General features: G+C 71.7%; 26 protein-coding genes and 1 pseudogene. 13 read left to right on the forward strand and 14 right to left on the reverse strand.

The window, feature by feature from the left end:
* The first annotated feature begins 130 nt into the window (after nucleotides 1–130).
* The gene (locus AB0I38_RS38530; RefSeq protein WP_358494600.1) at nucleotides 131–844 is read left to right on the forward strand and encodes a GmrSD restriction endonuclease domain-containing protein; all 714 of its coding nucleotides are present in this window, start codon (nucleotides 131–133) and stop codon (nucleotides 842–844) included.
* Here AB0I38_RS38530 and AB0I38_RS38535 read toward each other — a convergent pair.
* A complete protein-coding gene (locus AB0I38_RS38535) occupies nucleotides 841–1,674 on the reverse strand; it encodes an SGNH/GDSL hydrolase family protein (protein WP_358494605.1) in 834 nt (277 codons plus the stop codon). The two genes, AB0I38_RS38530 and AB0I38_RS38535, sit on opposite strands and share 4 nt — an antisense overlap.
* Nucleotides 1,675–1,890: 216 nt before the next feature.
* Between AB0I38_RS38535 and AB0I38_RS38540 the strand changes: the two genes are divergently transcribed.
* The gene (locus tag AB0I38_RS38540; RefSeq protein ID WP_358494610.1) at nucleotides 1,891–3,120 is read left to right on the forward strand and encodes an isochorismate synthase; all 1,230 of its coding nucleotides are present in this window, start codon (nucleotides 1,891–1,893) and stop codon (nucleotides 3,118–3,120) included.
* Nucleotides 3,121–3,159: 39 nt separating this feature from the next.
* On the opposite strand, the gene AB0I38_RS38545 is transcribed toward AB0I38_RS38540, so the two are convergent.
* Nucleotides 3,160–3,786, reverse strand: a complete 627-nt coding sequence (locus AB0I38_RS38545) for an IMPACT family protein (protein WP_358494616.1) — start codon at nucleotides 3,784–3,786, stop codon at nucleotides 3,160–3,162.
* Nucleotides 3,787–3,958: 172 nt separating this feature from the next.
* Between AB0I38_RS38545 and AB0I38_RS38550 the strand changes: the two genes are divergently transcribed.
* Nucleotides 3,959–5,101, forward strand: a complete 1,143-nt coding sequence (locus AB0I38_RS38550) for an epoxide hydrolase family protein (RefSeq protein ID WP_358494619.1) — start codon at nucleotides 3,959–3,961, stop codon at nucleotides 5,099–5,101.
* A gap of 220 nt (nucleotides 5,102–5,321) precedes the next feature.
* The gene (locus AB0I38_RS38555) at nucleotides 5,322–5,909 is read left to right on the forward strand and encodes a TetR/AcrR family transcriptional regulator (protein ID WP_358494624.1); all 588 of its coding nucleotides are present in this window, start codon (nucleotides 5,322–5,324) and stop codon (nucleotides 5,907–5,909) included.
* Here AB0I38_RS38555 and AB0I38_RS38560 read toward each other — a convergent pair.
* The 5 genes from AB0I38_RS38560 to AB0I38_RS38580 form a co-directional block, all read right to left on the reverse strand.
* Nucleotides 5,906–6,664 carry an ATP-binding cassette domain-containing protein gene (locus AB0I38_RS38560; protein ID WP_358494634.1) on the reverse strand — a complete coding sequence of 253 codons (759 nt, stop codon included), beginning with the start codon at nucleotides 6,662–6,664 and terminating at the stop codon, nucleotides 5,906–5,908. The two genes, AB0I38_RS38555 and AB0I38_RS38560, sit on opposite strands and share 4 nt — an antisense overlap.
* Nucleotides 6,661–7,701, reverse strand: coding sequence for an ABC transporter permease (locus AB0I38_RS38565; RefSeq protein WP_358494643.1), 1,041 nt, complete (start codon nucleotides 7,699–7,701; stop codon nucleotides 6,661–6,663). Before AB0I38_RS38565 ends, AB0I38_RS38560 begins: the two co-directional genes overlap by 4 nt.
* Nucleotides 7,702–7,720: 19 nt before the next feature.
* Nucleotides 7,721–8,698 carry a sugar ABC transporter substrate-binding protein gene (locus AB0I38_RS38570; RefSeq protein ID WP_358494647.1) on the reverse strand — a complete coding sequence of 326 codons (978 nt, stop codon included), beginning with the start codon at nucleotides 8,696–8,698 and terminating at the stop codon, nucleotides 7,721–7,723.
* A 201-nt stretch (nucleotides 8,699–8,899) separates the two neighbouring features.
* Nucleotides 8,900–9,748, reverse strand: a complete 849-nt coding sequence (locus tag AB0I38_RS38575) for an HpcH/HpaI aldolase/citrate lyase family protein (protein WP_358494651.1) — start codon at nucleotides 9,746–9,748, stop codon at nucleotides 8,900–8,902.
* A complete protein-coding gene (locus tag AB0I38_RS38580; RefSeq protein WP_358494657.1) occupies nucleotides 9,745–10,932 on the reverse strand; it encodes a CaiB/BaiF CoA transferase family protein in 1,188 nt (395 codons plus the stop codon). The genes AB0I38_RS38575 and AB0I38_RS38580 overlap by 4 nt, the downstream gene beginning before the upstream one ends.
* A gap of 63 nt (nucleotides 10,933–10,995) precedes the next feature.
* Between AB0I38_RS38580 and AB0I38_RS38585 the strand changes: the two genes are divergently transcribed.
* Entirely contained in the window at nucleotides 10,996–11,649 is a 654-nt protein-coding gene (locus AB0I38_RS38585) for a GntR family transcriptional regulator (RefSeq protein ID WP_358494662.1), read from the forward strand.
* A gap of 62 nt (nucleotides 11,650–11,711) precedes the next feature.
* Here AB0I38_RS38585 and AB0I38_RS38590 read toward each other — a convergent pair whose 3' ends face one another.
* The gene (locus AB0I38_RS38590; protein ID WP_358494665.1) at nucleotides 11,712–12,554 is read right to left on the reverse strand and encodes a helix-turn-helix domain-containing protein; all 843 of its coding nucleotides are present in this window, start codon (nucleotides 12,552–12,554) and stop codon (nucleotides 11,712–11,714) included.
* 133 nt (nucleotides 12,555–12,687) lie between these two features.
* On the opposite strand from AB0I38_RS38590, the gene AB0I38_RS38595 reads away from it, so the two are divergent.
* Both AB0I38_RS38595 and AB0I38_RS38600 read left to right on the forward strand, forming a co-directional pair.
* Nucleotides 12,688–13,368 carry an HAD family hydrolase gene (locus tag AB0I38_RS38595; protein ID WP_358494669.1) on the forward strand — a complete coding sequence of 227 codons (681 nt, stop codon included), beginning with the start codon at nucleotides 12,688–12,690 and terminating at the stop codon, nucleotides 13,366–13,368.
* A 102-nt stretch (nucleotides 13,369–13,470) separates the two neighbouring features.
* Nucleotides 13,471–14,211, forward strand: a complete 741-nt coding sequence (locus tag AB0I38_RS38600) for a GntR family transcriptional regulator (protein WP_358494676.1) — start codon at nucleotides 13,471–13,473, stop codon at nucleotides 14,209–14,211.
* Here AB0I38_RS38600 and AB0I38_RS38605 read toward each other — a convergent pair.
* The 3 genes from AB0I38_RS38605 to AB0I38_RS38615 form a co-directional block, all read right to left on the reverse strand.
* On the reverse strand, nucleotides 14,155–15,087 hold the full coding sequence (locus AB0I38_RS38605; protein WP_358494682.1) for a GNAT family N-acetyltransferase: 933 nt from the start codon (nucleotides 15,085–15,087) through the stop codon (nucleotides 14,155–14,157). The genes AB0I38_RS38600 and AB0I38_RS38605 overlap by 57 nt on opposite strands.
* Before the next feature lie 73 nt (nucleotides 15,088–15,160).
* Nucleotides 15,161–16,819: a 2-succinyl-5-enolpyruvyl-6-hydroxy-3-cyclohexene-1-carboxylic-acid synthase gene (gene menD, locus AB0I38_RS38610; protein ID WP_358494687.1), complete on the reverse strand. Its 1,659-nt coding sequence runs from the start codon at nucleotides 16,817–16,819 to the stop codon at nucleotides 15,161–15,163.
* Complete coding sequence (locus tag AB0I38_RS38615; protein WP_436838827.1) at nucleotides 16,816–17,709, reverse strand: o-succinylbenzoate synthase; 894 nt, start codon at nucleotides 17,707–17,709, stop codon at nucleotides 16,816–16,818. The genes menD and AB0I38_RS38615 overlap by 4 nt, the downstream gene beginning before the upstream one ends.
* A gap of 82 nt (nucleotides 17,710–17,791) precedes the next feature.
* Between AB0I38_RS38615 and AB0I38_RS38620 the strand changes: the two genes are divergently transcribed.
* The 3 genes from AB0I38_RS38620 to AB0I38_RS38630 all read left to right on the forward strand — a co-directional run bounded on the left by AB0I38_RS38620 (nucleotide 17,792) and on the right by AB0I38_RS38630 (nucleotide 20,810).
* Entirely contained in the window at nucleotides 17,792–18,937 is a 1,146-nt protein-coding gene (locus tag AB0I38_RS38620; protein ID WP_358494697.1) for an AMP-binding protein, read from the forward strand.
* A 46-nt stretch (nucleotides 18,938–18,983) separates the two neighbouring features.
* Nucleotides 18,984–19,325, forward strand: coding sequence for a hypothetical protein (locus AB0I38_RS38625; protein WP_358494701.1), 342 nt, complete (start codon nucleotides 18,984–18,986; stop codon nucleotides 19,323–19,325).
* 159 nt (nucleotides 19,326–19,484) lie between these two features.
* Complete coding sequence (locus AB0I38_RS38630; protein ID WP_358494704.1) at nucleotides 19,485–20,810, forward strand: RNA polymerase sigma factor; 1,326 nt, start codon at nucleotides 19,485–19,487, stop codon at nucleotides 20,808–20,810.
* A 60-nt stretch (nucleotides 20,811–20,870) separates the two neighbouring features.
* Here the strand turns inward: AB0I38_RS38630 and AB0I38_RS38635 are convergent, their stop codons facing one another.
* Complete coding sequence (locus tag AB0I38_RS38635; RefSeq protein ID WP_358494724.1) at nucleotides 20,871–21,173, reverse strand: hypothetical protein; 303 nt, start codon at nucleotides 21,171–21,173, stop codon at nucleotides 20,871–20,873.
* Nucleotides 21,074–21,508 (reverse strand): hypothetical protein, encoded by a 435-nt coding sequence (locus AB0I38_RS38640; protein WP_358494708.1) that lies wholly within the window; start codon nucleotides 21,506–21,508, stop codon nucleotides 21,074–21,076. The genes AB0I38_RS38635 and AB0I38_RS38640 overlap by 100 nt, the downstream gene beginning before the upstream one ends.
* Before the next feature lie 79 nt (nucleotides 21,509–21,587).
* On the opposite strand from AB0I38_RS38640, the gene AB0I38_RS38645 reads away from it, so the two are divergent.
* Both AB0I38_RS38645 and AB0I38_RS38650 read left to right on the forward strand, forming a co-directional pair.
* Nucleotides 21,588–22,148, forward strand: a complete 561-nt coding sequence (locus AB0I38_RS38645; RefSeq protein WP_358494711.1) for a TetR/AcrR family transcriptional regulator C-terminal domain-containing protein — start codon at nucleotides 21,588–21,590, stop codon at nucleotides 22,146–22,148.
* A gap of 200 nt (nucleotides 22,149–22,348) precedes the next feature.
* Nucleotides 22,349–22,540 carry a DUF5999 family protein gene (locus AB0I38_RS38650; RefSeq protein ID WP_189122866.1) on the forward strand — a complete coding sequence of 64 codons (192 nt, stop codon included), beginning with the start codon at nucleotides 22,349–22,351 and terminating at the stop codon, nucleotides 22,538–22,540.
* A 1-nt stretch (nucleotide 22,541) separates the two neighbouring features.
* Here the strand turns inward: AB0I38_RS38650 and AB0I38_RS38655 are convergent, their stop codons facing one another.
* Nucleotides 22,542–23,132 (reverse strand): alpha/beta hydrolase family protein, encoded by a 591-nt coding sequence (locus AB0I38_RS38655; protein WP_358494716.1) that lies wholly within the window; start codon nucleotides 23,130–23,132, stop codon nucleotides 22,542–22,544.
* 98 nt (nucleotides 23,133–23,230) lie between these two features.
* Here AB0I38_RS38655 and AB0I38_RS38660 point away from each other — a divergent pair.
* Nucleotides 23,231–24,028: pseudogene (locus AB0I38_RS38660) on the forward strand (RNA-guided endonuclease InsQ/TnpB family protein); the annotation flags it as partial.
* Nucleotides 24,029–24,105 lie beyond the last annotated feature (77 nt).

A 24,105-nucleotide genomic window follows, 5' to 3' on the forward strand; every position in this document is an offset into this window, starting at 1 on the left:
AGAGGAAGGCTTCGCCAGACGAAACGGTCACATCCTCCTCCCCTCACCGCCCACAAGGCCTTACCGTGTCAAAGCAGACCATGCCGGGGAAATCTCTCTAGAGAACCTCCCCCACCCCCCGGAGGCGTGCTTGAGCACCAAGGACGCGGTCGCCATCCTGGCGGGAGCCGCACTCGTCGCAGCGATTCTCGGCTCCGGAAAATCCACCGCCGCCACCGCGGCCAGCCCGCTCGGCAACGCCAGCGGCACCCTGCCCGGCCTGGCGCCCATCACCACCGCCGCCGACAAGGCCACCGCCCGCCGGCTCATCCAGCGGTTACGCGTCAAGGGCCGCGGTCCCGCCACCGGCTACACCCGCACCCGCTACGGCGCCAACTGGGCCGACGACGCCACCGGAGTCCCCTACGCCCGCAACGGCTGCCGCACCCGCGACGACCTGCTCGCCCGCGACGGACAGGACATCAGATACCGCGACGGCTCCCGCTGCGTGGTCGTCGCGATGCGCCTGGCCGACCCCTACACCGGCCGGACCATCCACTGGCACAAGGAGCGTGCCGACGAGGTCCAGGTCGACCACGTCGTGCCGCTCGGCTACGGCTGGCGCATGGGCGCGCCCCGCTGGCCGATGTCCAAACGCCTCGACTTCGCCAACGACCCGCTCAACCTGCTGCCGGTCGACGGCGCGGCCAACGAGCAGAAGGACGCCTCCGGCCCGGCCGGCTGGCTCCCGCCGCAACGCCGCGTCCGCTGCGCCTACGTCACCCGCTTCGCCCAGGTGGCGCTCAAGTACGGCCTGCCCGTGACCAGGGCCGACAAGACCGCCATGCTCGCCCAGTGCCGCTAACGCGGATCCAGCCAGTCGAACCCTCGCTTGAACGTCTGCTCCGCCAGCACCCGCTGCCCCGCCGCGTTCGGATGGAAGTAGTCCCACCGGCTGATCTGGTCCAGCGTGTAGCGGTAGGAGAACACCGCGCCCCCGTCCGTACGGCAGGACTCTCCCAGGGACGCGCAGGCCTCGGCCGCCTCCCGGTTGTAGGCCATCACCCGCGCCCGCACCCGCGCCCGCCGCTCCACGTCCGCCCGCTTGACCGACGTCGGCTCGGCCAGCATGGCCGGGCAGATCCGCCCCAGCGCCCAGAACGTGCGCGCGATCGCGTTGTCCTTGCCCACCTGCCACAGCCGCCGCAGGTCGGGGACGCTCGACACGAACACCCGCACCCCCGGCACCCCTTCGTGCAACGCCGTCAACGCCTGGTCCAGCCGCTGCCGGTAGACGGCCACCGGCGTCATCTCCCGCTCGGTGCGCACGCACGCGTCCTGGGCGCCGATCAGCACCGTCACGTAGCCGGGCTTGAGGTCGATGGCCCGCCGCACCTGCCCCATCAGGTCGGCACTCGTCGCACCCGGCGCCGCCAGGTTGCTGTTGTGCCCCTTGATGTCGCGGTCCATCCGCAGCAACCGCAGGTAGTGGCTGGATACCTCGAGGTTGTCCCCGGCCGACCACGAACGCGAGGTGCACGACACGTACCAGCCGCACGCGTTGAAGCCCGACGAGATGGAATCGCCCAGGGCCACCATCGTCGCCGGCACCGGAGGGGCCGACGTGGCCTGCGCCGCTCCGGAACCGAGAACCACCACCACAGCGCCGAGCAACGGCGACAGACGACCGATCATGGGCTCAAGGTAGGGAGCCGGCCAACGGCCCACCATGACCTCACGGCAAGGACTGCCATCTCAGGACCGACTTCATATCGCGGCTTGACAGTGCCGCCCTGGCCGCGTGCGCCCGAAACCCTGCCGGATGCGCACCTTTCCCTGTCGAACGACCGTAACCCGTCATTAGCCGGGGTCCCAGTCGAACGTGTTCAGTTCACGCATAGAGTGTCTCGGGTGAGTGTCGCGCTCGGAACCACCCGCCCACTACCGGTTCGCACCACCCCCGTTGGCGACCCGGGTGACCTGCTGGCGTCCCTGCCCAGGTCCGCGCCCTACGCGTGGATCAGGCACGGCGAGGGGCTCGTGGGCTGGGGAGAGGCCGCTCGCGTCGCGGTGCCTCCCGGCCCCCACCGGTTCGCGTGGGCCCGCGAATGGCTCGCGGACATCCTGGGCGAGGCCCACGTCGACGACGCGGTCAACACTCCCGGCTCCGGTCCCGTCGCCTTCGGCAGTTTCACCTTCGACGAGAATTCCCCCGGCTCCGTGCTCACCGTCCCGCAGGCGATCCTCGCCCGCCGCGGTGGCCGCGCCTGGCTCACCACCATCGGTGACACGCCCCTGGAGACCTTCACCCCGGTCCGCGATCCCGGCCGCGTCAGCTATGGCGACGGCAGCCTGACCGCTCCCGAGTGGGAGCACGTGGTGGCCCACGCCGCCAAGCGCATCCGCGAAGGCGAGCTGGAGAAGGTCGTCCTCGCCCGCGATCTGCTCGCCACGGCCGAGCACCCCATCGACATCCGCCTGCTGCTCACCCGGCTGGCGCACCGCTACCCCGACTGCTACACGTTCTCCGTCGCCGGCCTCGTCGGCGCCACCCCCGAGCTGCTCATCCGCCGCACCGGCCAGGAGATCGAGTCGCTCGTCCTGGCCGGCACCACCCCGCGCGGCACCAGCGCCGCCGACGATCTCGCCCGGGGCGCCGCCCTGTTCGCCTCCGAGAAGGACCGCCACGAGCACGAGTGCGCCATCGCCTCCGTGCGCCAGACCCTGGCGCCGCTCTGCTCCTCCCTGCACACCCCCGACGAGCCCGAACTGCTGGTCCTGCCCAACGTCCAGCACCTGGCCAGCCACGTCGTCGGCCGCCTGGCCGACGGAGCCTCCGTCCTCGACGTCGTCGCCGCCATGCATCCCACCGCCGCCGTCGGCGGCACCCCCACCCCCACCGCCATCGACGTCATCCGCGAGCTCGAGGGCATGGACCGCGCCGGTTACGCCGGGCCCGTCGGCTGGATCGACGCCCACGGCGACGGCGAGTGGGGCATCGCGCTGCGTTCCGGGCTGATCAGCGGCCGGCGCGCCCGGCTGTTCGCCGGCGGCGGCATCATGGGCAACTCCGACCCGGCGTCCGAGCTGGCCGAGGCCCAGGCGAAGTTCCGGGTCATGCAGTACGCGCTCGAAGGCTGATCCCGCTAAGGCTGATCCCGCTAAGGCTGCCCCCGCCGGTCACACGGGCTCGGGCACATGAATGTCGGCGGCGACCACGACCGTGGCCCGGCCTGAGGTCAGGGTCGCCACCCAGTCCGCGAAGGCGTCGAGCTCGTCGTCGGCCACCGCGACCGAGAAGTCCACGGCCTGGCCGTAGCCGACCTCGTGGACGGGGTGGCGGGAGGCGCGCAGGTCGTTCTCCACCCGGCCGGCCTGGTCGTGGTCCACCGAGACGCGCACCAGCTTGGCCGGGACCATCCGCACCGGGTCGGCCCGGTCCAGGGTCTCGGTCACCGCCGAGCCGTAGGCCCGCACCAGGCCGCCCGCCCCGAGCAGGATGCCGCCGAAGTAGCGGGTGACCACGGCCACCACGTCATCGAACCCCCTGCCTGCCAGGGCCTGAACCATCGGCGTGCCGGCGGTGCCGCCCGGCTCGCCGTCGTCGTCGCCCTTCCGCAGGCGCTGCCCGATCAGGTAGGCCGTGCAGTTGTGGGTGGCGCCCGGGTGCAGGCGGCGCCGCTCGGCGATGAAGGCCGCCGCCTCCTCGACGGTCCGGGCGGGCGCCACCGCGCAGATGAAGCGCGACCGCCGCGCCTCCGTCTCGTGCTCGATGCCGGTGGTGAGGGTGAGGAACGAGGCGGCCATGTCTCACAAGCTACCGCCTTTACATCGTAGATCAACGGTCGGGCCGCTTTCGCGATCGCCCGCGCCCGCTCGGAGCCTCAAGCTCCGCTCATCGCCGGTTCGGAACCAGGTTGGTACGCATGAACCGTATGCTGTACGGTACAGCGTACCGAACCGAGCTGGAGGCATACCCTTGACCGCGAACGACATCCGGCCCTTCCGCTTCGAAGCGTCCCCGAGCGACCTCGACGACCTGCGCGACCGGCTCGACCGGGTGCGCTGGCCGGACGAGGTGCCCGGCCTCGGCTGGCGCCACGGCGTCCCGCTCGCCCATCTCAAGGAGCTGGTCCACCACTGGCGCACCGGCTACGACTGGCACCGCGCCCAGGCCGAGCTCGACCGGCACGACCAGTTCGTCACCGAGATCGACGGCCAGAACATCCACTTCCTGCACGTCCGCTCCGCCCGCCGGGACGCGTTGCCGCTGCTCATCACGCACGGCTGGCCCAGCTCCCCCGTCGAGTACCTCGACGTGATCGGCCCGCTCAGCGAGGACTTCCATCTGGTCATCCCGTCGCTGCCCGGCTACGGCCTGTCCGGCCCCACCCGCGAGCTCGGCTGGGGCTCGACCCGCGTCGCCAGGGCCTGGCTGGAGCTGATGACCAGGCTCGGCTACGACCGCTTCGGCACCCAGGGCGGCGACTGGGGCACCTGGATCTCCCGCGAGGTCGGGGTGCTCGCCCCCGAACGCGTCGTCGGCATGCACGGCAACGGCATCATCTGCTTTCCCATCGGCGCCCCCGGCGAACTCGACGACCTCTCGGAGGTCGAACAGGACCGGATGGCCTTCCGCGAGCGTTACCTGACCGAGCAGTACGGCTACAAGCTCATCCAGTCGGCCCGGCCGCAGACCTTCGCCTACGGAATGGCCGACTCCCCCGTCGCGCTGCTCGCCTGGTTCGCCGGGGTCTTCCACGAGTGGAGCGACGACGCCGTGGACACCGACCGGCTGCTCACCACCGTCATGCTCTACTGGCTCACCAACACCGCCGGCTCGGCCGCCCGCTCCTTCGTCGAGACCCCCGACACCGACCAGGACACCAGCGTCGAGTGGGAGCTCGAACCGGCCACCGTGCCCACGTCCATCTCGGTGTTCCCCAAGGACATCCTGCGGCCGATCCGCCGCTTCGCCGAGCGCGACAACAACATCGTCGGCTGGGTGGAGCACGAGCGCGGCGGCACGTTCGCCGCCCTGGAACAGCCCGGCACCTTCGTCACCGACATCCGCGCGTTCTTCACCTCCTTGACGTCACTTCCGTCAGCTTCTCAGCCCTGAAGGGCTGAGCTTGCAGGTCCTCGCCGTCGGTGGTTTCGACGGTCCGGTCCGCGTCAGGCAGCGTGACTCACCGCCCAGCTGATGACACCGCGTGCGGGCCGCCTTGTAAGCGTCTTTACTATGTAGATTCAGCACAGCAGCCAATTTCGGTCCTCCCTTACCGTGGAGATTCACGGCATACCTTCACAAAAGAACCGCTCTGAGGCTTACTCTGGAAGTCATGTCGGTGACGCCCCTGCGAGGAGGGGCCGCGCGTGAGGCGGAGTTGCTCGGCGCGGTGCTCGACGTGCTGCGCGAAAGCGGCTACGACCGGTTGACCGTCGACGCCGTCGCGGCACGCGCCAAGGCCGGCCGCCAGACCGTCTACCGCCGCTGGCCGACCAAGGCCGACCTGGTGGTGGCCGCGTTCGTCAACGCCGTGTCGGCGCCGCCGAGCGTGCCCGACACCGGGGAGCTGCGCGGCGACCTGCTGGTCCTGATGGAGTCGCTGCTCGACGAGGTCGTACGCCTCGGCGACGTCATCGCCGGCCTGCTCGGCGAGATCCGGCACAATCCCGAGCTGGCGGTCGCGATGGAGCAGCACTACGTCGCGACCCGCCGCCGCGCCGTCCTGGCCGTCTTCGAACGGGCGTGGGAGCGGGGTGAGCTGTCCGGCAGCGCCGACACCGACCTGCTCTGGGAGGTGGGCCCGGCCACGCTGTTCTTCCGGGCGGTGGCCAGCGGCGAGACCGTCGACTCCGAGCTGACCCGGCGGATCGTCGACCACATCGTGCTGCCGCTCGCCACCGCCGGCCGGCAGACCGGCTAGAGCTCGCGTCCCAGCTCGTGCGCGAGCTCGTCCAGCTCCGCGCCCCCGGCCATCAGCGTGGTGAGCTCCTCCCTGGTGATGTCGGCCTTGCCGTACTCGCCGAGGCTCGTCCCCCGGTTGAGCAGCAGGAACCGGTCGCCCACCGGGTAGGCGTGATGCGGGTTGTGGGTGATGAACACGACCCCGAGGCCGCGGTCGCGGGCCCTGGCGATGTAGCGCAGCACCACGCCCGCCTGCTTGACGCCCAGCGCCGAGGTGGGCTCGTCGAGGATCAGCACACGGGCGCCGAAATGGACGGCTCGCGCGATCGCCACCGACTGCCGTTCGCCGCCTGACAGCGTGCCGACCGGCTGGTCGACGTCGCGGATGTCGATGCCCATCGCCCGCAGCTCCTCGCGGGCCACCTTCTTGGCCTTGGCCACGTCGAAGGACAGGCCCTTGCGCGGCTCGGAACCGAGGAAGAAGTTACGCCACACCGACATCAGCGGGATCATCGCCAGGTCCTGGTAGACCGTGGCGATCCCGCGGTCCAGCGCCTCGCGGGGGCTGGCGAACCTCACCTCGGCGCCGTCGACCAGGAACGTGCCGGCGTCGTGCTGGTGCACTCCGGACAGGATCTTGATGAGGGTCGACTTGCCCGCGCCGTTGTCGCCGAGCACGCAGGTGACCTGGCCCTGCTCGACGCCCATCGACACCTCACGCAACGCCAGCACCGAACCGAACGTCTTGCCGATGCCCCGCGTTTCGATGATCAATGCTTCACCTCCTCCGCGTAGCGCCGCACCAGCCGGTTGGCGAGCGTGGCCAGCAGCAGCATGGCGCCCAGGAAGAACTTGAACCAGTCGGCGTCCCAGCCGAGGAACACGATGCCCTTGTCTGCCATGCCGAAGATGACCGCGCCGATCGCGGCCCCGATGGCGGAGCCGTACCCGCCAGTGAGCAGGCAGCCGCCGATGACGGCGGCGATGATGTAGATGAACTCCTGCCCGATGCCGATGTTGGCCTGCACGGACGTGTAGCGCAGCGCCAGGATCGAGCCGACCAGCCAGGCCGCGAACGCGGTCGTCATGAACAGCGCGATCTTCGTGCGGGCGGCGGGCACGCCGACCGCGCGGGCCGCCTGCTCGTTGCCGCCGACGGCGAAGATCCAGTTGCCGGCCCGCGAGCGCATCAGCACCCAGGTGGCCACGGCGGTGACCAGCAGCCACCACAGGATCGCCACCCGGAACGAGGTGCCCCCGATCTGCACGCTGCCCGCGAAGATCGTGCGGGCGCCCTCGTAGCCCGCGGCCTGACGCAGGCCGCTGACCTGCACCGTGCCGGTCAGCGCCTTGGTGACGCCGAGGTTGAGGCCCTGCAGCATGAGGAACGTGCCGAGCGTGACGATGAAGCTCGGCAGCTTGGTCCTGGTCACGATCAGGCCGTTGAGGAATCCGACGGCCAGCGCCACGACGAGCCCGACGAGCATCGCGGTCCACACGTCGAAGCCGTAGCGGGTGGCCAGCGTGACCAGGATGAGCCCGGTGGTGCCGGTGAGCACGCCGGCCGACAGGTCGAACTCCCCGCCGATCATCAGCAGCGCGATGGCGACCGCCATGATGCCGAGCGTGGCGGCCGGGTCGAGCCAGTTGGCGACGCCGTCGAGCGAGCGGAAGACCGCCGACTGGCTCGCGAAGAACGTGAAGACCACGACCATCCCGACGACCGCGCCCAGTTCGGGACGGATGAGCAGCCGGCGCAGCAGGCCGACTCCGGCCACCCGTTCGTCGGCCCGCTCGGCGACGCCGGTCACGCCGCCTCTCCGGCGCCGCTCATCGGGTGCCCGCCTCGGCCAGCTTGGCCACCTGGTCGGCGGTCTCTTTGGTGACGAAGCCGGGCCCGGTGTTGACCGGCAGGCCGCCGCCGACGGTGTTGAGGTTGGTCCTGTACAGGTTCAGGAACGTGATGGGCAGCCAGCCCTGCAGGTACTGCTGCTGGTCCACGGCGAACAGGATGTCGCCGTCCTTGATCGCGGTCACCACGTCGGCCGACAGGTCGAAGGTGGCGAGCTTGGCCTGCGACCCCGAGTCCTTGATGGCGTCCCTGGCGGCCACGGCGATCGCCGGGTTGAGCGCGAGCACGCCGTTGACCTGCTTGTCCGTCTGCAGCTTGGCGGTGACCTTGGAGGTCACGTCCGCCAGGTTGCTGACGTCGACCTGGAGCCGCTCGACCGTGCCGCCGAGGCCCTCCTCGGCGCCCTTGCACCGCTGGTCGAGGCCGATGTTGCCGGCCTCGTGGATCACGCACAGCAGCTTGGTGACGCCTCCGGCCTTGAGCTGCTCGCCCGCGCCCCGCCCGGCCACGTCCTCGGACTGGCCCACGTGGGTGATCGCGCCGAGCTCCTTGGAGGAGTCGGCACCGGAGTTGATCGTCACCACGGGGATCTTCGCGGCGACGGCCTTGCCGATGGCCTCCTTCAGGGCGTCGGGGTTGGCCAGGGAGACCACGATGCCGCCCACCTTCTCCGACACTGCCTGGTCGATGAGCTGCGACTGCTTGCCCGGGTCGCCGTCGCCCTGGTAGGTGACCGTGGCGCCGTACTGCTTGCCCGCGGCCTCCGCGCCGTTCTTGACCACGTCCCAGAAGGCGTCGCCAGGCGCGCCGTGGGTGATGACGGCAAAGGTGGCCGCGCCTGCCGAGGCCGGACCGGCGGCCGGCGCGCTCTCGGTTCCCGGCTCTCCTGAGGAGGAGGAGCAGCCGCCCAGGGTCAGGGCGCCCAGCAGGGCCAGCACGATCGGGGTTCGTCTCATCGGGATACCTCCAAGGCCGACGGGCTCGCCCCAGGTTTACCCCACATGAGTATTATTTGTATAGACATACGGACCAATGCCGGAGATCTCGATCGGGTTGCGCGTCAGGACATGGCTACGTCCAGGTGTCGCGCCACAGAACTCCGGCAGGGCCGCCGAGCTCGCCGAGGAGCCGCAGGCCCGCTGGGTTCCGTGACCCGGCTATCCGGCGCCGAGCTGATCGGCAAGGGCCACGGTGCGCCGGGCCCTGGCGACGATCGGCGCGTCCACGAAGCGCCCGTCGGGCAGGGCGACGACTCCCCTGCCGGCCTTCTCGGCCTCCTCGGCGGCCTCGACGATCTCGGCGGCCCGGGCCGCCTCCTCCGCCGTGGGGGTGAACGCCCGCCTGATCGCCGGAAGCTGACGGGGGTGGATCGCGGTCCGGCCGAACATACCGAGCCCCCGGCCCGCCTGGCACGAGGCGATCAGCCCCTCCTCGTCCCTCAGGTCCGGGTAGACCGACATGGGCACCGGCGGCAGGCCCGCGGCGGCCGCGGCGAGCACGACGTCCAGCCTGATCTGGTTCATCGCCGACTCGGCGCTGATCGACAGCTCGGCCACCAGGTCCTGCTCGCCCAGCGCGACGCCGGCGACGCTCGGATGCGCGGCGATCTCGGCCACGGCGACGACGCCCGCGGCCGACTCCAGCAACGCGTGCACCGGGACCCGCAGCCCTTCCAGCACGCCGAGGCCCGCGGCGGACTCGACCTTCGGCAGGCGGACCGCGTCGAGACCGGGCAGCCCGCCGAGTTCGGCCACGTCCGCCAGACCCCGCGGTGTGGCCAGATCGTTGACCCGCACGTGCACCGCCACCCCCTCCCGGTCCGTACGCTCGCGCAGGAAGGCGGCCGCGTTGGCCCGGGCCTCGTCCTTGCGGGCGGGCACCACCGCGTCCTCCAGGTCGATGATCACCACGTCCGCGCCGGAGCCGGCGGCCTTGGCGAACCGCTCGGGCCGATCGCCGGGAACGTAGAGCCAGGTGACGGGCACCCGGGTGACGGTCGCCGTCATGCCACGACTCCCTTCTCGCGCAGCGCGGCGATCTCCGCCGGGCCGTAGGACAGCTCAGCGAGCACCTCGTCGGTGTCGCGGCCGAGGGCGCGGCCGGGCCAGCGCACCTCCCCGGGCGTGTCCGACAGGCGGAACAGCACGTTCTGCATGGTGACCTCACCGAGTTCCTCGTCGGGCACCTCGACGAAGGTGCCCAGAGCGGCGTACTGCGGGTCCTGGGCGATGTCGCGCACGTCGTAGATGGGGGCGACCGCGGCCTGGACCTCCTCGAAGCGGGCGATGACCTCCGCGGCGTCGCGTTCGGCGATCCAGGTGGCGACCGCCTCGTCGAGCTCGTCGACGTGCCGCACGCGGCCGGCGCCGGTGCCGAACCAGGGCTGCTCGACCAGGTCGGGGCGGCCGACGAGGGTGACCACCCGCTCGGCGATGGGCTGGGCGCTGGTGGAGATGGCCAGCCAGCGGCCGTCACGGGTGCGGTAGGTGTTGCGGGGCGCGTTGCTGCTCGACCGGTTGCCGGTGCGCTCGGGCACCACGCCGAGCGCCCGGTAGGCGGTCATCTGCGGGCCGAGCAGGCCGAGAATGGGCTCGATGATCGCCATGTCGACGACCTGGCCGCGTCCGGTCGCCTCACGGGCCCGCAGCGCCACCATGATCGCGTACGACATCGCCAGTCCGGCGATGCCGTCGGCCAGGGCGAGCGGCGGCAGCGTCGGCGGCCCGTCGGGCTGACCGGTCATGGCCGCGAACCCGCTCATGGCCTCGGCCAGCGTGCCGAACCCCGGCTGCCCGGACATCGGGCCGAACTGCCCGAACCCCGTCATCCGCGCCACGATCAGCCGGGGATTGAGCTCCAGCAGGTCCTCGGGCGCCAGATCCCACCGTTCCAGGGTGCCGGGGCGGAAGTTCTCGATCAGCACGTCGGAGCGCCCGGCCAGGCGGCGCAGGACGTCCTGCCCCTCGGCGCGCGACAGGTCGACCGCGGCGGCGCGCTTGTTACGGCTCAGCGTCTTCCACCACAGGCCCACCCCGTCGGCGGCGGCGCCGTGGCCGCGCGAGGGGTCGCCGCGCCTGGGATGCTCGATCTTGACGACGTCGGCGCCGAAGTCGCCGAGCATCATCGCGGCGGAGGGGCCGGCGAACAGCGTCGCGGCGTCGATGACGCGAAGGCCGGCGAGACTCATCATGAGTATGTAACTTATAAGAAATATGTCATAGGTCAATCCCGGACATACGGAACATTGGACGACATGCCGACCAACGAGCCCAGGCCGCCGATGAGCAAGGCCGACTACGTCTACACCGTGCTGCTCGACGAGATCCGCACGGCCCGGATCCCCGGCGGGACGGCGCTGCGGGCCGGCGCGGTCGCCCGCAGGCTCGGGGTCTCGGTGACGCCGGTCCGCGAGGCGCTGCGCCGGCTGGAGAAGGACCGCCTGATCAGCTACGAGGCCCACCACGGCGCGACCGTGATCGATCTCGGCGACGACGCGCTGGAGGAGTTCTACGGCCTGCGCGCCGTGGTCGAGGGCCTGGCCGCCCGGCTGGCCGCCGCCCGCGTCACCGCCGCCGACCTCGACTGGCTGCGCGAGCTGCACGCCTCGATGGCCGAGGACGCCCGGCAGGGCAGGTACGACCGGCTCGCCGAGCAGAGCAGGCACTTCCACCTGCGCATCGCCGACATCGGCGGCCCCGCCTTCCTCGGCCAGCACGCCAGAGCGGTGCGCAACAGCGTCCCGGTGCCCCCCACGGCCTCACTCTGGCTCGACGGCGAGCAGGCCCGGCTGCAGTTGGAGGCCCACGAGCGCATCCTCGCCGCGCTGGCGGACTCCGACGGCCCCGCCGCCGAACGCCTCATGATCGAGCACGTCCGCCGAGCCGGTGAGCACCGCAGAACCCACTGATCGCGTACACCTCCCCTGGCAGAGGCACACGTCCTCGTCACCGATCGGGGGGATCCAGCCGCTCAGGCGCGGAGGCTCGCCCGGACGTCGCTCAGGACGTCTGAGGTGAAGTCGATCCGGAAGGACGCCAGCGCCAGCCGCGCGAACGCCTGATGGTGCTCCTCGGCCAGGCGGGGATCAGCGACCAGCACCGGCTCCTGGAGCAGGTCAAGCACCAGCAGGTCGGGCCGGTCGCGCTCGGGGAAGCGCAGCAGCGTGAACGGCGGTCCGTGGTAGAGGAAGCCGGTCTCGGCGGCGGGCCGGGCCACCTGCACGGCGACGTTCGGCTGCCTGGCGGCCAGGGTGAGCGCGTCGAGCTGCTCCAGCCGGTCCTCCGTCCGGGGCAGTGGCGGGTCCTCGATCGCCCCCCGGTCGAGCACCGCCCACAGGCGCGGCCCGCCCGCCCGGCCGAGCAGCCGTTGCCTGCGCATGACGAGGCCGGCGCCGCCGGCGACCTGTTCGGGTGTGGCTCTGGGCCCCCGGGACGCGCGCACGGCGGCCTCGGCGTAGGCGCGGGTCTGCAGCAGCGCGGGGACGCCTCGGGGACGGTAGGTGTAGATGACCTCGGCGTCGTCCTCCTGCGCGAGGAACCCGGCCAGCGTCAGCGGCACCTCGGGCGCGTCGAACCAGCCCGGGTCCCGTTCGCCCCGCAACAGGGAGAGCACGTGCGCCTGCTGCGCCCGCTCGCGCACGCCGTACAGCTCCAGCAGGGCCCGCGCGGTCGACTCGCGCGCCGCGACGAGGCCGTGCTCGATGCGGTAGATCGTCGACGTGTTGAGCCCGGCTGCCCGCGCGGCCGCCTGCATGGACAGGCCGCGGGCCCGCCGCAGGGCCGCGAGCCGGGCCGCCACCGAGATCGTATGCATACGCGCGCCCACCATGGTGAATGAAAGAAAACTCCGCCTTGACCAGGAATGTCGCAAGTTATTGACCAGTGATGCACGATGTCATCTTGCGATCCAGAAAGCTTAGTGCAGACGCGGCTGGCAGTATGGAACGGTGATCAGAGGCATCCTGTTCGACCTCGACGGCACCCTGCTCGACCACCGCTCGGCCGCCGACGGCGCGATCACCGCCTGGGTGTCCGGGCGGGCTCCGGGCCATCCCCGGCTGGCTGAGGCGGCCCGGTTGTGGAGGGAGCTGGAGGAGCCCCATCTGGGGGCGTGGCAGCGCGGCGAGTGCTCGCTGGAGGAGCAGCGCCGCCGCCGCATCCACGCACTGTGCCTGGAGCTCGCGATCGCCGTGCCCGGTGACCTCGACACGGCGTTCGACGCCTTCGCCGAACACTACCAGCGCGGCTGGGTCGCCTACCCCGACGCGGCGCGGGCGGTGAAGACCCTCGACGGGTTCCGGCTGGGGGTGCTGACCAACGGCACCCAGGAGATGCAGGAGGCGAAGGTCGCGGCGATCGGCCTCGGCGGGCTGGTCGGGCCGGTGCTGACCGGCGAGCTGCTCGGCTCCTACAAGCCGGCGGCCGCCTGCTACACGAGAGCGGCCGAGGCCCTCGGCCTCGCACCCGGCGAGGTGCTGCTGGTGGGCGACGACGTGGACAAGGACGTGACGGGCCCGGCCGTGACCGGGATGCGCTCGGTCTGGCTCGACCGCCTCGGCGTCGATCCGGCCCCGGCCGGCTTCCCCCGGATCACCTCGCTCACCCAGTTGCCCGCGCTCGTCGCCTGAGCGAGCAACCCCGCACTGGTCAACCGCCGTCACCCCGTCAAGGAAGTCACGATCGGCGGTCATATTTGTCAGGACATTCTGACCTCGGTTAATCTGATCAGCATGACCGCGAACCTGGCGATCGACCTGGACCGATCCAGTCCCGTACCGCTCTACTTCCAGGTGGCCGAGCAGATCGCCGAGGCGATCCGGCGAGGCGACCTGGCGCCGGGCTCCCGGCTGGACAACGAGATCCTGCTGGCCGACAAGCTCGGCCTGTCACGGCCCACGATCCGCCAGGCCATCCAGTACCTCGTCGACAAAGGGCTGCTGGTGCGCAAGCGGGGGGTCGGCACCCAGGTGGTGCACGGCCAGGTGAAGCGCTCGGTCGAGCTGACGAGCCTCTACGACGACCTGCGCCGCGCCGGCCAGGAGCCCGCCACCCAGGTGCTCACCCTGGAGGCGCGCCCCGTCGAGGAGGAGATCGCCCCCATCCTCGGCGTCGAGCCCGGCACCGAGGTGCTCCACCTCGAACGCCTCCGCTTCGCGGCCGGCGAGCCGCTGGCTCTGCTGCACAACTGGCTGCCGCTCGGGCTCGCCCAGCTCACCGCCGCCGACCTTGAGGGCCGCGGCCTGTACGAACTGCTGCGCGGCGCGGGCGTACGGATGCGGGTCGCCAACCAGCGCATCGGCGCCCGGGCGGCCAGCCAGGCGGAGGCCAGGCTGCTGGACGAGCGGCGCGGCGCCCCTCTGCTCACCATGATCCGCACCACTTACGACGACCAGGGCCGGGCGGTCGAGCACGGCTCACATGTCTACCGGGCCTCCCACTACTCCCTGGAAGTCACCCTCATCGAGCGCTGAGATCCACATCGCGCTCCGGGTCACCTCGCCGAACCCGATGGACCGGTAGAGCCGGCGCGGCACCGGATGACCGTCGTCGCCGCGCGCGCAGACCACCGCCCGGGTGGCGCCCGCGTCCCGGGCCGCGCGCAGGGCCGCCAGGCACACCGCCCGGCCCAGCCCCCGCCGCCGGTGGGCCGGTATGGTGCCCGTCGGCTCGATCTCCGCCGCCCGCCGGGCCGGATCCAGCCACACCAGGCAGTAGGCGGCCACCTCACCGTCCGGCGCCTCCGCGATCCAGTCCAGCCCGCCGTCGTACGGCCAGGCGGCGCGCACCGCGTGATAGCTCTCCACGGTCACCCGCGACGGGTGGAAGGCCGCGCGGTGCGCCGCGACCCGGCCCGGCAGGTCACCGGCGCCGACGGGACGCAGCCGGTACCCGGGCGGCGGCTCCGGCTCCGGCAGCCCGTCCAGGTCGCGGGTGAGCTGGACGAAGAACGGCCCGTCGCCGGAGCGCAGGTAGCCGGCCCGCCGCAGCGCCGGCCACAGGTGCGTCTCGGAGTCGAGCACGGAGACCGAGCGCCGGACCCCGGGCGCCGTCTCGGCGAACCAGGCCAGCACCTCGTCCGCCAGGTGCGCGCGGGCCGGGTCGACCGCCAGGTCGAGATGGCCGGGCAGCTTGATCCAGCCCCAGGCCACGGTCGTGTCTCCGGCGCGCCACAGCCGGGTGGGCCACTCGGCCTCCCGCCCGGTGTGCTGGAACCGCCCCCACGCCAGCTCGCCGGCGTGCCACCGCGATGCCGGCGACCAGATGCGGCTGCTGAGCTCCTGCATGGCCCGCAGGTCGCCGCCGCCCGTGTAGGCGGCGGTGGTGATGACGGGCGAGGGGACGGCCATGGCCGCCAGTCTGTCCGCAAGGACGCCCGGCTCGCACCTGAATATCCCGGCCTGCCCGCCAGGTCGCCGGGGGTCAGGCCACCGCCGCGCGGACCGCCTCCAAGGCGGCGTCGCGCAGGCGGGCGTGCAGCTCGGCGTTCGCCTCGCGGTCGGTGCGGACCTCCACCACCCGTGTCCCCTCGCCCCGCAGCGCCTTGGGCAGCTCCGTGATCTCCTCCACCAGGGTGTACGGGGTGCCGGTCGAGGCGGCCACATAGCCGAGGTCCACCCCGTGCGGCGTGCCGAAGACCCGTTCGAACGGGTCGCGGACCGCCGCCTGGGGCAGCAGCGAGAAGATCCCGCCGCCGTCGTTGTTGACCACCACCAGGCACAGGTCCGGGCGCGGCTCACGGGGGCCGAGGATCAGGCCGTTCTGGTCGTGCAGGAACGACAGGTCGCCGATGAGCGCGTAGGACGGCCCGTTGTGCGCGAGCGCCGCCCCCATGGCCGTGGAGACCACGCCGTCGATGCCCGACGCGCCCCGGTTGGCCAGCAGCCGCAGCCCGCGACGCGGACGCATCGCCTGGTCCAGGTCGCGAATGGGCATCGAGGAGCCGGCGATCAGCAGGGCCCCGTTGGGCAGCGCGTCGACCAGGTCGCGGGCGAGCCGGGGCTCGCTCGTCCCCGACATGTCGAGCAGCTCGTCCACGGCCGTGCGGGCGGCGGCGTCGGCCTGCCGCCAGGCGTGCAGCCAGCTGTCGTCGCCCGAGGCCACGGGGATCTCCACGGCCTGTGCCACCTGGGTGGCCGAGCGGGTGGGGTCGGGCCAGCGGTCGAGGTCGGCGGCCACCACAATGTGCTCGCCGGCCCGCCTGAGCCACGACAGCAGCGGCCGCGACAGCCCGGGCCGGCCGAGCGTGACGACCACGTCGGGCTCGTGGGCGTCGGCGAACTCGGGGGTGCTCAGCAGGTAGTGGTAGGTGGAGATGGCGTGGTCGCCGTAACGGCCGCCGCCGTTGGGCTCCGACAGCACCGGCCAGCCGGCCATCCCGGCGGCGGCGACGTAGCGGCGCACGTTGACCGCGCCGTCGCCGACCACGAGCACGCCGCGCCGGGTCGGCGGGAGGTGCAGGGCGACGGGCGGCGGCGCGACCCGGGTGCGCACCCAGGGGCCGCTCTCGGCGCCGTCGAGCGGCTCGCACCACTTGGTGTCGCCGTCGGGGATCAACGGCTCACGGAAGGCCAGGTTGAGGTGCACGGGACCGGCTCCGGCGGGGCCCTGGGCGCGCTGGTAGGCGCGGCAGGCCAGCGAACGCCAGTAGGCCACCTGGCCGGGGCGCTCCTCGGGCACGCCGACCTCGGCGAACCAGCGGGCGGCCGGGCCGTACATCTTGATCTGGTCGATGGTCTGGTTGGCGCCGGTGCCGCGCAGCTCGGGCGGGCGGTCGGCGGTCAGCACGAGCAGCGGCACGCCCGACTCGCTCGCCTCGACGACGGCGGGATGGAAGTTGGCGGCGGCCGTGCCGGAGGAGCAGATGAGCGCGACGGGCCGCTCGGAGCGCCGGGCCAGCCCGACGGCCAGGTACGAGGCCGACCGCTCGTCGACGCGCACGTGCAGCCGCACCCGCGACTCGGCGTGCAGGGCCAGTGCGAGCGGCGCCGAGCGCGAGCCGGGCGCCAGGACCACGTCGGTCAGGCCGCATCGCACCAGCTCGTCGACCAGAACGGTGGCCAGCGCGGTAGCGGGGTTCACAGTGACGCCTCCTGCATCCGGCGAAGCCACGAGGGGGATTCGATTTCAAATGCCGACAAATGCTCATAATTTACGTCAGGACGCCGTACTTCCAGCCGGCCGTCCACCGGCACCAGCGAGTCGGCCACGACGTCCCCCGACAGCAGCGACATGGTGCCGAGCCCGCACGCGTAGGGCAGCTCGGGCAGCGCGGCGGCCAGCGCGAGCCCCGCGGCCAGCCCCACCGAGGTCTCCACGGCGCTCGACACCACGGCGGGCAGCCCGCACGCCTCGACCACGCGCAGCGCCTCGCGCACCCCGCCGAGCGGCTGCACCTTGACCACCGCGATGTCGGCCGCCTCAGCGGCCCTGACCCGCAGGGGGTCCTCGGCCCGCCGGATGGACTCGTCGGCGGCGACCGGCACGTCGCAGGCCCGACGCACCGCGGCCAGTTCGTCGAGCGTGGCGCACGGCTGCTCGACGTACTCGAGGCCGAACCGGTCGAGCTCCTTCAGCCGCGACACCGCCTGGCCGACGTCCCACGCGCCGTTGACGTCGACGCGGAGCGCGCCCGAGGGGCCGAGCGCGTCGCGCACCGCCTCCACCCTGGCCAGGTCGTCGGCGAAGCTCTGGCCCGGCTCGGCCACCTTGACCTTGGCCGTGCCGCAGCCGGAGTCTCGCACCAGCTGGAAGGCCCGCTCGGGGCCGACGGCGGGCACGGTCGTGTTGACCGGGACACTGTCGCGCACCGGCTCCGGCCAGCCCTCGAAGGCGGCCTCGCGGGCGCACGCCAGCCAGCGCGCGCATTCGCGCGGACCGTACTCGGGGAACGGCGAGAACTCGCCCCACCCGGCCGGACCGTACAGCAGGAGCCCTTCCCTGACGATCTGCCCGCGGAAGCGTGTCCGCATGGGAATCCGGAAGACCACGGGAGAACGCGTCACGACCCTCCCAGCGCCTCTGTCCGACCTTGTCGCCACTAACCTTACGAGCATGCCGAGCAAGCCGTCGCATCCGGATCGTCCGTTGCGTGCTGTTGTGCAGCCGCCTGGTCCCGAGCTGTTCGAGGCGATTCGCGATGCTTTGTCCGGCGAAGGTCCGGCGATCCTGCCTCTCTCCCCCGACCACGCCGAGGCGGCGCTCGCCGGGCTGCGCCCCACCCACGTCGACGACGTCCGCCAAGCCGGCGGCGAGGGCGTGCCCGCCGACGTGGCCGTGGTGATCGCCACCAGCGGCAGCACGGGCGCCCCCAAGGGCGTGCTGCTCTCGGCGACCGCGCTGCGCGCCTCGGCCGCGGCGTCGCTGCGGCGGCTTGAGGCGTCCAAGGGCGAGCGCTGGCTGTGCTGCCTGCCGCCGTCCCATGTGTCCGGGCTGCAGGTGCTGGTCCGCGCCCTGCTGAGCGAGACCGAGCCGATCATCCACCCGCGCTTCGACCCCCGCGGGGTGCTCGACTCGGGCGCCGACCACGTGTCGCTGGTGCCCACTCAGCTGCACCGGCTGGTCGAGCTGGGCGCCGACCTGTCGGTGTTCCGCACGATCCTGCTCGGCGGCGCCGCCCCGCGTCCCGGTCTGCTGGCCGAGGCTCGCGATCTCGGCGCCCGGGTGGTCACGACGTACGGGATGAGCGAGACCTGCGGCGGCTGCGTGTACGACGGCCAGCCCCTTTACAACGTAGATCTGAAAATCGGCGACGACGGGCTGATCCGCGTCTCCGGGCCCGTGCTGTTCTCCGGCTACCGGTCCGGCGAGCCGGCCCCCCTCGACGGCGGCTGGTTCGTCACCTCCGACCTGGGCGAGCTGCACGCGGGCCGGCTGCGGGTGCTCGGGCGCGCCGACGACGTCATCAACACCGGCGGCGAGAAGGTGGCGGCCGGCGCGGTCGCGGGCGTCCTCGGCGAGCATCCCGCGATCGCCGACGTGGCCGTGGTCGGGCGGCCCCACCCCGAGTGGGGCGAGGTCGTGGTCGCCGTCGTGGTGCCCGCCGATCCCGCGAGCCCGCCCACGCTCTCCCAGCTCCGCGCCTACTCCAGCGACCGCCTGCCGGCCTACGCCGCGCCGCGCGAACTGCGGCTGACGTCCCGGTTGCCCCTGTTGCCCAACGGCAAGACCGATCTCGTACGACTAAGGTCAGGAACCTGACGGATCGCGCATGCGTCATAGTGGGCAGAGCACGAAAGGAGCCTCCATGAATCCGTCCCGCAGGATGTTGGCATCCGCGGCGGTCGTCGGCGTGATCGTCGTCGGCGGCGTCTCGATCGCGGCCGCCGCCTCGGCGGGCAGGCTCCAACAGGTCGGCGAGGAGACCGAAGTGGTGGTGGAGAAGGCGTCACCCTCCGGCGAGCCCATGTCCGACCAGATGACGGAGCTGACCTCGTCCCCCGAGCCGAGCGACGACGTCGTCGTGTCGAAGGAGATCAACCCCGACCCCGACGCGGTCGACGACTACTGGACCGAGCATCGCATGGAGGACGCCGAGCCCATGCCGATGCCCGAGGTCAAGCCAGGCGAGATCATCGTCGGGGGGTAGCCCTGGTGGGGTGGGTCGCCTTCGGGGGTCCGCCCCTTTTCCTTCCTACGGGAACAAATCAGGCTATATGGCGTTATTGATACTGGTGCGCTGAGCGGCCGGGCCGCCCCACCACAACCTGCCTGACTCGCTTCTACTCCGTATGGAGGAGGTGTCCTCATGCCCCGAACCGCCGTGGCGACCCCGCCCGCGACCCTCGACCAGCTCCTTGACCGAGGGCGAGCACAGGGTCACCTCTCCCTGGCGGAGCTGCGTGGAGCGTTCGCCGAAGCCGGGATCAGCCCCGCCGACGGACGGTCGATCCTGCGCGAACTCACCGACGCCGGCGTCAGCCTGGCCGCGGAGGACGAGCCACCCCTGGGCACGCCCACCAGAAAGACCACCAAGAAGACCACCACCAAGCGGGCGACCAAGGCGAAGTCTACCGGCTCCCGCACCGCCGACGCCAAGACCGACCCCGAGGCCGCTCCCGAGGCCACCGGCCACGAGGACGAGCCCGAGCCCGACGTGATCGCCATGAACACCGAGGAGGCCGAGCTGGAGAGCGAGGTCGCAGACCTCGACGACGCCCAGTCGGTCATGGGCGACTCCGTGCACACCTACCTCAAGTCCATCGGCCGCCGGAGCCTGCTGACCGCCGCCCAGGAGGTCGACCTGGCCAGGCGGATCGAGGCCGGCCTGTACGCCGAGTACAAGCTCGAGACCGCCGACGACCTCTCGCCCGACGACCGCGAGGATCTGCTGATGGTCGCCGAGGACGGCAAGGAGGCCAAGAACCACATGCTGGAGGCCAACCTCCGGCTCGTGGTCTCGGTCGCCAAGAAGTACACCGACCGCGGCATGTCCCTGCTCGACGTGGTCCAGGAAGGCAACCTGGGCCTGATCCGGGCCGTGGAGAAGTTCGACTACAGCAAGGGCTTCAAGTTCTCCACCTACGCCATGTGGTGGATCAGGCAGGCCATCCAGCGCGGCTTCGCCGACTCCGCCCGCACCATCCGGCTGCCGGTGCACGTGCTGGAGATGCTGTCCAAGCTGTCGCGCATCGAGCGTGACATGCACCAGCGCCTGGGCCGCGAGCCCACTCCGGAGGAGCTGGCCGTCGAGCTGGACAAGACACCCGACCAGATCGAGGAGCTGCTGCGGACCAGCCGCCAGCCCATCTCGCTCAACGCCACCATCGGCGAGGACGGCGAGACCACGATCGGCGACCTCATCGAGGACGTCGACTCGCCCGAGGCGTCGGAGATCGTCGACCGCCAGCTGCTGGGCGACCAGCTGCGCGGCGTCCTCGAGAACCTCTCGCCGCGCGAGTCGAAGATCATGGCTCTGCGCTTCGGCCTGGTGGACGGCAAGCCGCACACGCTCGACGAGATCGGCAAGTATCTCGGCCTGACCCGCGAGCGCATCCGCCAGCTCGAGAAGGAGTCGCTCTCCAAGCTGCGCCACCCGAGCAACACCCGCCCGCTGCTCGACTGGGCCAGCTGACCCGCGAGAAAAAGCCCCGGCCGATGTGGCCGGGGCTTTCTTCGTCGCCTTCGGGAGCCGCTAGAAGGCCGGCACCAGGCGCGGCACGCGCGGGATGCCCGACAGCCGGTTGTCCTCGCGCAGCGTGCGCAGCCGCTCCACCTCGGCGGTCCACATGGCCCCGGCCGGCGTCGCCCTGGCCTTACGGCGGGCGATGCGGTCGTCGTAGGACGTGACGCCGAACGTGGCCCGCTGCCCCGCCTCGGCCGCCCGCAGCGCCTCGGTCAGCGCCCGGTCGAACGCCAGCCCCGCGGCACGCGCGGGATGCCCGACAGCCGGTTGTCCTCGCGCAGCGTGCGCAGCCGCTCCACCTCGGCGGTCCACATGGCCCCGGCCGGCGTCGCCCTGGCCTTACGGCGGGCGATGCGGTCGTCGTAGGACGTGACGCCGAACGTGGCCCGCTGCCCCGCCTCGGCCGCCCGCAGCGCCTCGGTCAGCGCCCGGTCGAACGCCAGCCCCGCGCCACGCAGCTCGACCTCGTCGGCGTCGCCGGCCCGCAGCTCGCGCACGACCTGCTCAGCCTGCCTGGCCTTCTCCAGCAGCTGAGGGTAGCTCTTGGAGATCTCCAGGTCCGCGTGGTAGCGGACCTCGGCCTCGCGGCTCACCCGCGGACGGAAAAACGCCATCGACTCTGCCCTTTCGCCCAACGGCTCGTTCATCGCGACCAGGGTACGCGGTCCGGCGACACGCGGCGTCATCGGACCGGCGCGGCGCCCTTTACATAGTAAGATGATCTCCATGCCCGCCAAGAGACCGCCCGTGCCCCTGTCCCGCGAGCGCATCATCGAGGCCGCGCTGCACATCGCCGACACGCAGGGGCTGCGCCGGCTCACCATGCGCAGGCTCGGCGACGCCCTCCAGGTCGAGGCGATGGCCATCTACCACCACCTGCCGAGAGGCAAGGAGGCGCTGATGGACGCGCTGGCCGAGCACGTGACGGCGGTCCGCGTCGAGCAGGCAGCCACCTGGCAGGACACCGCCAGGGCCTGGTGCCGGGCGAGCCGCGAGCTGCTGCGCGACCACCCCGGCGTGCTCGCACTGGCCCTCACGAAGCCACCCAAGGGCGGCACCGCCGTGGCCATCGCGGACCAGACGGAGCAGCTCGCCGACGGCGGCCTGGACGACGCGGCCGAGGCCGTGCGAACCCTGCGCGCCTACGTCTTCGGCAGCGTCGCGGTGGAGGTGCAGCAGTCGGGCTGGGCCGACCCCGAGGTCGACGAGTGGATCAGGCGCGACGAGCGGGCCGACGTCGACTTCGAGCGCGGGCTGGAGGCCTTGCTGCGAGGCTTGCGAACCTAGTGGGCGTGTCGAGCTTGGACCGTTATCCTGCATAAGGCACGCTGTGTCGAAGGTCACACGATGGCGCATCCTCCTCTAACAGTCCTAACGGACTATGTCGGATCGTGTGACATACGCCTCACACTTGCTACAACGACAAACCCGAGCCGCTCCCGTCCTTGCAACGCGGGGGCCACCCACGAGATATCGGAGGCACGCCGATGTGCCCGCACGACCCGGCCTGTCCGTCTGCCGAGGCGCCCGACCGTGAGGCCGCACGCACCCTCGCGAGCCACCCCGAGCAGGGGTGGAGCCTTCTCTGCAACGGCGTAGTCCTGTTCGAGGACACCGGGGAGCTCCTGCCTGGCGGCACCGCCATCGCACCCCACCGCCCCGTGGTGGGCGCCGCCTGAGTCAGGCGTAACGGACGATCCACTCCGCCACCACCTCGCCCACCCGGGCGGGGTCCTTCTTCAGGTCATGCCCCTCTCCGGGCAGCACGACCAGCCGTGTCGCGTCGGCCGCCTCGGGCACGCCGAACGGATCCCGGTCCCCGTTGACCACGAGCACGTCCACTCCCGCCTCGCGCAACTCGCCGGCTCTGGAACGTTCCGGCTTGGCCGGCGGATGCAGAGGGAAGGCCAGCGCCACCACCGCGACCGCGCCGACGGCCCGCGCGGTGCGGCAGGCGACCCGGGCGCCGTTGCTCCGCCCGCCCTGCACCAGCGGCAGCCCCGGCCACCGGGCCCGCAGCTCGCCGAGCACCACGCCCCACGCCTCGTCCTGCCGGACGGGCGAGCCGGGCGCACGGGCCCCCGCCAGCCGGAACGGCTGCGTCACCCGGGCCACGCTGGCGCCCACGCCCAGCGCCGCGTCGCGCACCGCCAGCAGGTCGGGCGCGTCCACTCCCCCGGCCGACCCGTGGGTCAGTACCAGCAGCATCCTGGGCCGTTCCGCCTCGTCGACCTCGACCGTCGCCGGACCACGCGGCGTCTCCACCTTCATCGGACCCCGTCCTTCAGGGCGGGGAGGAAAGCTGGAACAATGTCATCAAATCGAACAGGTGTACGAGATTTTGCTGATCTTGCGGTACGGTGTGCGGCGTGGCGCAGATCGTGAAGCGGGCCTACAAGTACCGCTTCTACCCGACTCCTGGGCAGGCTTCGGAGCTTGCCCGGACGTTCGGCTGCGTCCGTGTGGTCTACAACAAGGCGCTGGAGGAGCGGACCCGGGCTTATCGGCTGGAGGGCCGCGGCGTCTCCTACACGGAGTCGTCGGCGGCGCTGACAGCGTGGAAGCGCACCGAGGAGTTGTGCTTTCTCGCCGAGGTGTCGTGTGTCCCGTTGCAGCAGGCGTTGCGTCATCTGCAGGCGGCGTTCGCCGGTTTCTTCGCCAAGCGGGCCAGGTATCCGGTGTTCAAGTCCCGTAAGAACTCGCGTCTGAGCGCCGAATACACCCGTTCGGCGTTTCGCTGGCGTGAGGGCCGGTTGACGTTGGCGAAGATGTCCGAGCCGCTGGACATCGTGTGGTCGCGGCCCCTGCCTGAGGGCGCGGAGCCGTCCACGGTGACCGTGTCGAAGGACGCGGCCGGACGCTGGTTCGTGTCCATCCTGGTGGAGGAGAAGATCTCCTCGCTGTCCCCGGTCGCGCAGGTGGTGGGGGTGGATGCGGGGATCACCGCTCTGGTCACGTTGTCGACCGGGGAGAAGATCGTCAATCCGCGTCATGAGCGGGCTGACCGGCGCAGGCTGGCTCGCGCTCAGCGGGCGCTGGCCCGTAAACAGAAGGGATCGGTAAATCGGGTCAAGGCCCGGCTGAAGGTGGCCCGCGTGCACGCGCGGATCAGCGACCGCAGACGCGATATCCTGCACAAGGTCAGCACACGGCTTGTTCGTGAGAACTGTGAGGATGGACGTGTGCCGCTTCGAGCCCTGGCTTGACCCGCGCGAGAACAGACCCAGGTGTCTTGGTTTGGATC

The organism is Nonomuraea cavernae, assembly GCF_040655715.1.
GTDB lineage: Bacteria > Actinomycetota > Actinomycetes > Streptosporangiales > Streptosporangiaceae > Nonomuraea > Nonomuraea cavernae_A.